Raw genomic sequence first — 11,747 nt, 5'->3', positions numbered from 1 at the left:
TCGCGCTCTGCGTCGTCTGCACATTTGGTAACCTCGATGGCATCAAAATAATCATCCACCGCGATACGCTTTACCTGATCCACGACACTCCGGTTCGGGAAAGACATCCAGCGAATAGTACCTACCTGAAAATATTTGTGAATAGACTCTCTCATGTTATACCTCCCAATTGATAAATATGAAATTTGTTCAATAACACCAAGTTCCAACATGTTAACAATTATAAAAAAGTGAATGATCCTACAAAATATTAATGTTCTATCATTCACTCTTTTATATTAAAATTCTTTTCTTAAAATCAAAATGCAATCGTAATCATTTCCCATACATCCAACTGATGCAGAGTTATAGTCAGACAATTTCCTGTTTGTTCCCAGGTAAGTTCCTGTTCCTCAATCTTAGCATGTACAGATTTTACCTGAACATTTTCAGAAAGCATTACCTGTACTTGAATATCATGAACCGGAATTGTTTCCCTGATTGGCCGTTCTCCTGTTTCATTAATGAAATGAATCATATATTTTCCTGCTGTTTCAAATGCAGTTACCTGGACGGTCGAAGGGGCTGTAATATTCAGTTCACGCTGTTTCAATAAACAATCTGCCATATTTCCTGCTAAATGGTAATGATCCATAAGCCGGAATTCTCTTGTCAATGCACTCAAAGCAAATGGAAGATAAATCACTTCACCTTTTCCATAAACATGTTTCATGATCAGCGGGATATCCGTATGAGAAACCGGCATAGAAGCACGTTCTGGTGGAGCTCCAGTTACCTCTACCGGCGCAAAAGGAGGTACTAATGTAGCGAGGCATTCACAATCTGTATCTGGTGTACAATAGAGCACCTGTCCACGAAATGCCAGTTTATCTGTATCCATTCCCTGCTTCAGCATTTTTCCGGTCTCTTCAAAGCGCAAATAACTTGCTTTCAAATATTCACTGGTGCTAACTGAGGATGTTACACCCAAAACATCTGCAAAATCTACGGTTTCTCTTGCATTCAGATTCTCAATGATTGCAGTTCCTCCCTGGTTAACGTATTCTTTTACCGTTTCTTTAACACCAGCACATTTCAAGAGTCCCTGCGGCACAATTGCTAAGCGATAATTCTTCATATTTTCTCCGGCAATGGCATAATCCTGCATAAAATCATAGGTGATATGATTTTTTGTTAAAATATCTGCCCAGGCAATCGCATGTTCTCCGCCATCCCAAAACAAAACCGCTTCTGCTTTGCTTCTGGCTCCATCCATGTCCACTTCACTTTTTACGATCATGTGATCCACTTTGTCTATGGCCTTTAAAATACGCTTATCTGTTATAGTATCCGGATATCCGGTTACAGAATGCCAGAGAATTCCCCCAGCTGCCGGAACCTGACACATCCACGGCAAATATTCTGCTGTTGGAAGGCCTACATGCCGCCAATCCATACCCGGACAGGAATGGATGATTCCAAACGGCCGAAGTGCTTCGTCATTTCTTCTTCCAGCTTTCATGGCAAGTGTTGTATTTACGGTTTCTGGAATTCCTCCATGTATACCTCGTGAAAGCACATCCTGAGACTCTGTACAAAGCAAATCTGCCGTAGCATAACGTTCGTAGATGCTATCCCGTTCTATTCTTCCCATTCCCAAAAAGCTCCAGGAATATGGAATATAGTAGAGAATCATCGGTACCTCTTCTCTTGTTTCTTTGATTGCCTGGTAAATAACACCAATATTATCTTTTGTACATCTCGAGATCCAATCTGGAGCAAATTCTTCCTCCAGCTCTGGCATTGAGACTCCATAGACTTTCTCATATTTTTCCTGACATTTTTCACAAAAACATGGAGAAGCCATTGGTGCATTAAAGAATATGCCATCGATGTCATATTTCTCAAGGACTTCCTTGATCACCGGTACTGCAACTTCTTCATTTCGATATCCACCATTCGCACAGGTATTTAAAAATAAAGACCAGTTTCCCATTCGCTTCTCACCACGAAAATAAGGAGTTTTATCCCGTTTTCTCGCAAACCACTGAGGTTTTTTCAAATATGTAGTATCGTCTGTTATGCTAAAGTCAAAACGTGCCACAAATTTTATGTTTCTGCCGTGAAATTCCTGAATTAATTCGGCCAGAAGATCCCTGTTTTTCGGCAAAAATTCATTGATATGATGATATTTTACTTTACTTGGATACCAGGCATAAATTCCACCTACATTCATTACTACTACATTGCATGCAAGCTGCTCTGTTTCAAAAGCTATTTTTTTAGGATCCATCCACGCTGTATCTGCAACCTGCAGATTGTACTGCATAACACGCATAGGACCTTCCCACCACATTTTTTTCTCCATACTATTCCTGCCTTTTCGTCTTCTTATACGTGGATCAGAAATGCCTTATAAAGTTCTCCTTTTTCCAGATTAAATGTCATTCCATCCTGATATTCTGTTGCTTTTAATCCCTGTTCTGTAAGTTCTTCCACCAAAACAGGGGTAATTTCCTTGAATTTTACTTTTATATTTTTTATTTCATGCGACTCAAAAAATGTCATTCCATTATATCCAGTCAGATTAATCATCTGTAACATATAAGTTTCCGGTGCACACTCTGCCAGAAACATTTCCACCATCTCCGGTGCTGTTGTTTCAAAGGAATACGGTAAAGTTCCGGCTGCAGCCATAATATCAAACAAAAGCTTTTTAAATTCGTCATATCCTAATTTGTAATACAATGTCCCGATGCTCCATGGAATATAAATATTTTTTTCTCCATAAATGCTCATCATGCAACTATCTGTTTCTTTGTGACCGAAGCAACGCTCCGGCGGTCCAAACATTGCTTTCTCAACCAATGGCAGGTAACCCTCTGCACCAGGGAGAAGTTTCATTTTTCTGTACGGTCCATCTAAAAATACCCATTCTTTTTCTGCTTCTGCGAAATCCGGGAATATTTGTTTTGGCTCTGTTTTTAGATATGTTCCCCGTACATCCGTTATTTTTTCCGACACCCCGATTCCAAATAACTGTTCCAGACACGGAGCAGATTCTTCCATGGTAAGACCGGTTCCTACTACAGCCGCTTTGGTTTCCACTAACGCATCCATCATTTCAGTGGATAAGGTATGTACATCCGGAAGAATTATGTAAGTATATTCATCTAATTCCTTTAACTTATCTTTTAGAGAATCCACTTCAACAATCGTAAACTGAAGATGAGCTTCTTTCAACATACGGAAAATGCCACGATATTCGGCACACAGGCTTTTTCTGCTTCCTTCTTTCACCAGCATGATCTTCGTCTTAGGATTAAAGTGCCCATAATATTGTTCATACTGTTTATGATGATGAAAAATCTTTCTGACAGAATCAAAATTTTCCCGATCCGGATAGTCATCAAAATTTCCAATAATACACCAATCAAGGATGCCGCCACTAGCCAGATTTCCATAAAGACGAATCTGATTCAACTGATTTGAAACTCCCATAAAACGATATGGAAGATCTACAGCATTGATACAGCAGTTCGAACATATTTTATCCGAAAAACTCCCCTCAATTTCGCCTACATTATCAGAACTATTGTAAATCCAAAATGGAAGCGGGCGGTCTACAGCCGAATTTGACTCGTTTCTAACAATATCAACGCCCGTTGTCGCATAAGTGCTGACTGCACAATCCGGGTTGATACTTCTTGCCAGATTATGAATCTTCATCAGCATCTCATCCGCAGTTTTTTTCTTAAAATCAACGTATTTTAGAAATACCGGATCTTCGATATCTTCTTTGACAGGCAATTCTTCTCCGTACATTTCACGAAATTTTTTCTTACAGTTCTCACACTGGCAGATTCCCACATAATTACCACTATAATCGTACGTAACATAGCCGAACATATTGAAAAAAATACCATCTACCGGATATTGTTCCATTACTTCACGGATAATATCAAGAGAGCGTTCGCGTTGATAAGGACCATTTACACAGGTTGCAACTGTATCATGATAACGAACCGGATTACCATCCAACCCTTTAAAATACCATTCTGGATGCTCTTCGTAAAACTTTTCATGTGTCTTACTAAAGTCAAACCGCGCAATGACCCGAATCCCATTTTCGTGACATTTATTTAAAATTTCTCCAAAAAAATCGCCCTCCATATACGGGTTTTCCCATTGAAAATCAAGCTTGGTCGGATGAAATGCCGTAATACCTCCGCATCCAATCTGAAGTGTATTTGCCCCAAAGCTTTTCAGCCATGCAATCTGATGATCAATATTCATTTTTGCATCAATATCCCGAATATTGTTCTGTATCATTCGAATATTGTTCTTAAGCCACCATGCCATACCCTTCTCCTTCTCATTTTATTCTGCTGCCAGGTGACATCTCACAAAATGTCCCGGTGTTACCTCTCTGAGTTCCTGCGCTTCCTTACACTTTTCCGTTGCATACTTGCATCGTGATGCAAAACGACAGCCTGGTGCTGGATTAATTGGATTTCCGACCTCTCCCTGAAGCAAATGACGTTCCCTATTGCGGCGACTCAGATCTGTAGTCGGAATTGCTGCCAACAAAGCTACTGTATATGGATGATACTGATGTGCAAAAAGTTCATCTCTTGCTGCATACTCTACAACCTGTCCAAGATACATAACAGCAATTTGATTGCTAATATGGCGCACTACACACAGATCATGTGTAATAAACATATAAGCCAACCCTTTTTGTTCCTGCAAATCCATAAGAAGATTGATGATCTGGGCCTGAATGGATACGTCCAACGCAGACACCGGCTCATCACATACAATAAACTTCGGATCCAAAGCCAATGCTCTTGCCAGACCAACCCGCTGCCGTCTTCCTCCATCCAATTCATGTGGGTATGTATTATAATATCTCTGAGGAAGTCCGCACATATCCATCAGTTCCTGAACACGAACTTTCATATCACTTCCTTTTACATTGTGGACCACTTTCATCGGATCTGAAATAATCTCACCAATAGACATACGTGGATTCAGAGATGTAAACGGATCCTGAAAGATCATCTGCATATTGGTATGCATCTTTTTCATTTCTTTTTTGTTGTAATCCAGAATATTTTCCCCATGAAACAAAACTTTTCCGTCCGTTGCATCCACAAGGCGCATCATGGTTCGCCCAAGTGTAGACTTTCCGCATCCAGACTCGCCTACAATACCAAGTGTTTCTCCGGCATTGATTTTCAAATTAACATCATCTACTGCATGAAGAAGTCCTCTTGGAGTATTAAAATATTTTTTCAGATTTACGGTTTCAATTAGCGGAGTTGCCATTTCCATGTCCTCCTTTCTTATTAAAAAGGAAACATTTTATACTATGAGTTCCTTCTGTAAATACAGGTGGTTCTTCCTTTTTGCACTGTTCCATACAATGTTCACACCGGTCTGCAAATTTGCATCCTTTGGGCAGATTTGTCGGATCTGACATAAAGCCAGGGATCGGAACAAGACGGTCAATTTTTCCGGTCAGTTCCGGAATGCTGTTAAACAATCCCGTTGTATATGGATGATTCTTTTTCCGGGTGTAGATATCTTCCACTTTTCCTGTTTCAATCACCTCTCCGGCATATACCACTGCAACACGTTCGCAAAATTCTGCAACTACTCCAAGATCATGCGTGATCAAAATCATGGCAGTATTATATTTCTTTTGTAGTTCCTGCATCAGCTGCAAAATCTGCGCCTGAATGGTTACATCCAATGCTGTTGTGGGCTCATCAGCCAACAGCAATTCCGGCTCTGCTACCAATGCCATGGCAATTCCAATACGCTGCTTCATTCCACCGGAAAACTGATGCGGATAATCATTTTTTCTTGTTTTCTGGATTCCAACCAACCCAAGAATATCCTCTACCTTTTTTTCTTTCTCTGCTTTCGGCATCTCTGGAAAATGCAGATCGAGAACTTCATGGATCTGATCGCCAATAGTCAAAATGGGATTTAAGGAACTCATTGGATCCTGAAAAATCATAGCCACTCTCGCACCGCGGATTTCCCGCATTGTTTTGTTATCTGCATGAATAATATCAATTCCATCATATAAGATAGTTCCAGATTTAATTTCTCCTACTTTCGCTGGAAGAAGCTTCAGTATGCTAAGTGCTGTTGTAGATTTTCCGGCACCTGTTTCTCCAACAATTCCTAACGCTTCGCCTTTTTCCAATGTCAAGTTCATTCCATTTACTGCATGGACCACTGCCTCATCGGTATTGTACTGTACATAAAGATCTTTGATTTCAAGTAAATGATCTGACATAATCCCCCTCCTAATTCTTTGTTCTTGGATCCAGAGCATCCCTCAGACCATCTCCGATAAAGTTCAGACACATGACTGAGATTGCGATGAAAAAGCCCGGAATCAAGCCAAGATATGGATAAAAGCGGATATTGGTACGATTTTCCGAAAGAATAGTTCCCCATTCTGGTGTTGGAGATGCAACACCAATACCTAAGAATCCTAACGAAGCAATCGCAAGAATTGTACCACCAAGTCCAAGAGTTGCAGATACGATAACCGGTCCCAAACCATTCGGTACAACATGTTTAAAAATAATTCTCGCAGAACTTGTTCCACAACATTTTGCCGCTTCCACATATTCCTGATTTCTCAGAGTCATAATGGAAGCTCGGACCGTACGTGCATATTTAGGAAATTCTGCAATAGAAAGTGCAATCAGCATTTTAAAAGTTCCCTGACCCAAACCTGCAACAACAGCCATCGCAAGGAGCATTCTCGGTACTGCCATAAAAATATCACAAATACGCATAATGATCATATCTACTGTACCGCCAAAATAACCAGCGATACCACCAAGAGTAACCCCAACAATCAATGCACTGGTAACAACAATCAAACCTGCCAGCAAAGAAATTCTTCCACCATAAATGATTCGTGCAAACAAATCACGACCAAACTGATCTGTCCCAAACCAAAATTCTTTACACGGAGCAATAAACCTGTTTGCCATACTCTGTTTAATCACAGCATCATAATTGATATATAATGGTGCTGCTGCACACATAATAATCATAAATACGATTGCTGCCAATCCGAACATAGCCAGTTTATTTTTCCGAAAACGATAAATGATCATCCCCAACTGGCTCTTATTGGTCATCGTTTTTTCTTTTTTCACCTTGCTGCTCCCCTTTCTTTAGCCATTCAGTTTTACGCGCGGATCAATCACTGCATAGGTAAGATCTACCAGAAGATTGACAATTCCTACAAAAACAGAAATAATTACGATAATTCCCATTACCACCGGGACATCTCGCAATTTTACTGCATTAATCATCAAACTGGCTACTCCCGGAATCGCAAAGACACTTTCCGTTACAATTGCACCACCAACAATCGTTGCAATATAAGAACCAATCGTTGTAATGACTGGAAGCAGACCATTTCTCAGCACATGCTTCGTTACAATCTTAAATTCAGAACAGCCTTTGGATCTTGCAGTCCTAACGTAATCCAGTTTATTTACCTCAAGAATACTAGTTCTGGTTAATCTGACAATTCCGGCAAAAGAAGCACATGCCAGAGTAATCGATGGCAGTATAAAGTTCTTCAATGTTTCCGCTCCCGTAGCTGGCAGCCATCCCAGCGTAAGACAGAATAGAATCTGTGCCATAAGTCCAAACCAGAAAGCTGGCATAGAGGAAAGGAACATAGCTATAATCAAAGTGAAATAATCCAATTTACTATTCTGTTTCACTGCTGCGATTACGCCAAGTGGAATACCAAAAATAATAACAAACGCATTTGATAAAATTCCCAGAAGAAGGGTATTAGGAATTCTGGAAAGAAATTCTGCCATCACATTAAATCCGTTATACCAGGAAGTTCCGAAATCTCCCTGAAGCACGCCTGCCATATAATGGATATAGCGCACAATGATCGGATCATCCAGTCCCAGCTCCTGTCGTTTTGCAAGAATTTCTTCCATGGTAGCATCTGATCCAAGAATCAGAGTCGCCGGATCTCCAGGCGCCATGCTCATAATAAAATAAATAAACAAGGTAATTCCGACTACAACCGGAATTAACAATAATAAACGTTTTATGATATATTTGACCATGTAAATACCTCGCTGAAATCTTTAAAAAAGAAGGAGCAAAATGTCATTTCATCTTGCCCCTTCCTGTTATTTGTTTTTTATCTGCCTGTTTTCATTATTTATTAATTCCAGCTCCAATCATTAAAGAAATACAGGCCAGTCAGGGATCTCGGCACTACACCATTTAAGTTTGCATTATATGCGCACGCATTAACATCATAATAAATGGCAGTACCATATGCATTCTCAGTAATCAGATCACAGGCTTCTGCGTACAGCTGTTTTCTCTTCTCTGCATCTACTTCTACACGTGCACTCTGTAATTTGTCATCCAGTTCTGCACTCCAGGTTCCTGCATCATATTTTCCATTTGAAAGCAGATAACTGCTGTTATACTGATAAAATAATCCATCTGCATCCAAAACAGATACTCCGCCGAAACGAATTGAAGCGTCATAATCTCCGCTCTGTTCAAAAGTTGCAAAGTAAGAAGCTGAATCTACTGCATTTACAGTGCAATTAATGCCAAGCTCAATCAACTGACCTTGAATAATCTGCGCTGCACTTTCATCTTTTGTACCAGATACTGTAAGAATTTTGAACTCTTCACCATTGTAAGCAGACTGAGCCAGATATTCTTTGGCTTTTTCCGGATCATACTCAATAACTTCATAAGTTCCCTCATCTGGTCTTCCAGAAAATCCTGTTGCAATCGGAATATCTGCAACCGTTGCCTTACCTTCATAAACACCTATATTAACATCTTCCTTATTAATCCCAGAAAGAACTGCTTTTCGGAAATTAATATCTTTTGATGGTCCTTTATTACAGTTAAACTTAAAATGATCGATGGATGATGCATCTTTAGTCTCCCATTTCACTTTATCTGTAGTCAGTTTGCTTAATGCACTTAAGTTTGCATTAATCAAAACATCAATATCTCCGTTTTCCAGAGAAATCATCTGGGTATTGGTATCTGTCAGCACCTGGAACGTAACTGTCTTGATTTGTGGCTCACCGCCCCAGTATTTATCAAACGCTTTCAACGTGATATGATCACCAGATACTCGTTCTTCAAATGTATAAGGTCCCGTACCGATTGGTTTTTCATTATAAGCATCTTCCCCGACTTCCTCATAGTAAGACTTGTCCATGATCAGAGCGAAACGACCTGCTAATGCGTTTAAAAATGGTCCATACGGACTGGTTAAGTGAATGGCTACCGTATGATCGTCAATAATCTCACAATCGTCATAGTTTGCCAACTGTGCTGATCCTGCAGAAGTATGTCCAGCTCCATCCAGAGAAAATTCGACATCTTCCACGGTCATCTTATCACCATTGTGAAAATAGACATCGTCACGAATCGTAAGTGTGTATGTGCATCCATCATCTGATACTTTCCAGTCTGTCGCCAAAAGCGGCTCATGGCTGTTATCCGGTCCTAATTTTATCAAAGACTCATACACATTATGCAAAATCGGGACTTCATCCATTGATGTACTTGCTTTACTATACCAGGAAATGAAAGTATCCGGTTCTGCTGCGCACGCTACCGTCACACTATCTTTTTTCTCCCCAGACGTTGTTGTTCCTTCACTCTGAGTTTCTTCTTTGGAGTCTCCAGCCGCATTTCCCCCAGCTGCTGCAGAGCCTGCCCTGTTTCCGCATCCTGCAATCGATGTCGCTGCAAGAAGCATCGCGAGTGTGAGTACCCATGTCTTTTTTTTCATAGTTTTGCCCTCCATATATTTTATATTTTAGTTTCAAAATAATATTTACATTCTTAGAACATCCACCTTATTAGTTTTCAGATTTAAATGAGTTTCCTCATATTCTTTTAATTTCTTGCAAAGAGATCTTTGGCTAATCAAAAAGTGAGCTTCCGTCTGTCGGACAGCCAGTTCTGTTTCGCCCCACTCCATTGACTGTATAATTCCTTCATGTTCCTGATAAGAATGAGGAATTCGATCTGGTCGAAATGGAATCCAGCATTGTACTAATGCCTGTCGCATTTGCAAGTCTTCAAGATACTGAGGCAGAATTGCCTCGTCATTCATTCTTGATATGTATCCATGAAATAATCTGTCTATCTCGCCTTGCTCATAACTATCTGTTGTTTCCAGTAATTTATGGTTGATTTCACGCAATTTTTTTATATGTATTTCATTTACAAAATTCATAGCTCTTCTAACACTGAGACTTTCAAGTACAAGACGCAGATCCGTGATTTCTTTTAAACTGTCCATCGTAATTCTTACAACCTGAACGCCTCGTCTTGGCAAATATTCCACGATTCCTTTATTTTGAAGAAGTCGAAGTGCCTCACGTATCGGCGTTCTGCTTACATGAAACATTTCGCATAATTCAGCTTCTCTTAACGGAGTTCCTGGTTGGAATTTTCCAGTACGTATCAACTCCAATGTAGCCTCTTCAATTTCCTGAACTGTCATTTTCTTTTGTTCATTTTCAATACACATATTGAAGTCCCTCACTTTTAGTTATATCTTTTTATATATATTCTTTTTACTTCATGCCAAAAGCGCGTAATTGTATACAAATTTTATTTCAAAATTATTTTTTCTTTGTTCATTTTCTCTTTTCGTATACAATTTACCACATACATATGTGTTTGTAAAGGTTTGTTTTGCGATTTTGTATACGATTTTTTATTTTTTACATTTTATACAAAATGTTTTTGTTCTAATCGTATACAATCACCATTTTCATAGCCATACACTTCATTTTCAAGAATCACTTAAAATCAAGCAATGTCTTCTTTTCCGCCAAAAGACAACAAAAAAGCTGTTTTCATGCATCTCATGCTATGAAAACAGCTTTTTACGTTTTAATTCATTGAATTAGATAATAACCTTTGCCGGGCACTTCTCTGCGCACTTGCCGCAGTTGGTGCACTTCTCGTAATCGATGACTGCCACATTATTCTCCATATGGATCGCATCGAACTCACACTGCTTGGTGCACAGGGTACATCCGATACAGCCAGCGGTGCAGACTTTCTTGACAGCCGGTCCCTTGTCGTGGGAAGAGCACTGTACAAGATGCTCTGCCTTGTAAGGAACGAGCTCGATCAGGCCCTTCGGGCAGGTAGCTACGCACTTGCCGCAGGCTACGCACTTCTCTTTGTCAACGACTGCAACACCGTCTACTACGTGGATTGCGTCAAACTGACATGCCTTCACACAGGAGCCATAGCCCATACAGCCGTAAGCACAAGCCTTCTCGCCGGAACCCGGTGCTACGGTTACCATGGAACAATCGGTAATTCCATAGTAGTTGTACTTCACGTTGGTCTTGTCGCAGGTACCTTTACATTTTACGAAAGCGACCTTCTTCTCAGAGCTGCCGCTCTCAACACCCATGATCGCAGCGATCTTGTCTGCTACCGGAGCGCCGCCGACCGGACATCCGTTAACCGGAGCGGTGCCTGCAGCGATTGCTGCAGCCAGACCGTCACATCCCGGGAAACCACAACCACCACAGTTGTTGCCCGGAAGTTCTGCACGGACCAGAACTTCTTTTTCGTCAACCTCAACTTTAAACTTCTCACTGGCAATGCCCAGGAGCACACCGATGATGATACCGATGGCACCGATGACAACTGCCGCTAAAAGCAAACCTGTCATATTCTAC

At 40.4% G+C, this 11,747-nt stretch carries 9 protein-coding genes; all 9 read right to left on the bottom strand.

The window, feature by feature from the left end; all coding sequences use genetic code 11:
- Positions 1-298: 298 nt before the first annotated feature.
- The 9 genes from DXB18_RS10975 to DXB18_RS10935 all read right to left on the bottom strand — a co-directional run bounded on the left by DXB18_RS10975 (position 299) and on the right by DXB18_RS10935 (position 11,740).
- Positions 299-2,347 carry a family 10 glycosylhydrolase gene (locus DXB18_RS10975; protein ID WP_118707801.1) on the bottom strand — a complete coding sequence of 683 codons (2,049 nt, stop codon included), beginning with the start codon at positions 2,345-2,347 and terminating at the stop codon, positions 299-301.
- 23 nt (positions 2,348-2,370) lie between these two features.
- Positions 2,371-4,341, bottom strand: coding sequence for a family 10 glycosylhydrolase (locus DXB18_RS10970; RefSeq protein ID WP_118707799.1), 1,971 nt, complete (start codon positions 4,339-4,341; stop codon positions 2,371-2,373).
- An 18-nt stretch (positions 4,342-4,359) separates the two neighbouring features.
- Positions 4,360-5,310 carry an ABC transporter ATP-binding protein gene (locus DXB18_RS10965; RefSeq protein WP_118707797.1) on the bottom strand — a complete coding sequence of 317 codons (951 nt, stop codon included), beginning with the start codon at positions 5,308-5,310 and terminating at the stop codon, positions 4,360-4,362.
- A complete protein-coding gene (locus DXB18_RS10960; RefSeq protein WP_118707795.1) occupies positions 5,291-6,292 on the bottom strand; it encodes an ABC transporter ATP-binding protein in 1,002 nt (333 codons plus the stop codon). The genes DXB18_RS10965 and DXB18_RS10960 overlap by 20 nt, the downstream gene beginning before the upstream one ends.
- A 10-nt stretch (positions 6,293-6,302) precedes the next feature.
- Positions 6,303-7,172, bottom strand: coding sequence for an ABC transporter permease (locus DXB18_RS10955; protein WP_207665783.1), 870 nt, complete (start codon positions 7,170-7,172; stop codon positions 6,303-6,305).
- Between the two features lie 18 nt (positions 7,173-7,190).
- On the bottom strand, positions 7,191-8,114 hold the full coding sequence (locus DXB18_RS10950) for an ABC transporter permease (protein ID WP_118707793.1): 924 nt from the start codon (positions 8,112-8,114) through the stop codon (positions 7,191-7,193).
- 101 nt (positions 8,115-8,215) lie between these two features.
- Positions 8,216-9,826 (bottom strand): ABC transporter substrate-binding protein, encoded by a 1,611-nt coding sequence (locus DXB18_RS10945; protein WP_182430552.1) that lies wholly within the window; start codon positions 9,824-9,826, stop codon positions 8,216-8,218.
- Between the two features lie 45 nt (positions 9,827-9,871).
- Positions 9,872-10,573 (bottom strand): GntR family transcriptional regulator, encoded by a 702-nt coding sequence (locus DXB18_RS10940; RefSeq protein WP_118707789.1) that lies wholly within the window; start codon positions 10,571-10,573, stop codon positions 9,872-9,874.
- Positions 10,574-10,954: 381 nt separating this feature from the next.
- Positions 10,955-11,740, bottom strand: coding sequence for an RnfABCDGE type electron transport complex subunit B (locus DXB18_RS10935; protein WP_118707787.1), 786 nt, complete (start codon positions 11,738-11,740; stop codon positions 10,955-10,957).
- Positions 11,741-11,747: the final 7 nt, after the last annotated feature.

It is taken from the genome of Clostridium sp. OM02-18AC, assembly GCF_003481825.1.
Classification (GTDB): domain Bacteria; phylum Bacillota; class Clostridia; order Lachnospirales; family Lachnospiraceae; genus Brotaphodocola.
This window is presented reverse-complemented; position numbering and strand designations above follow the sequence as displayed.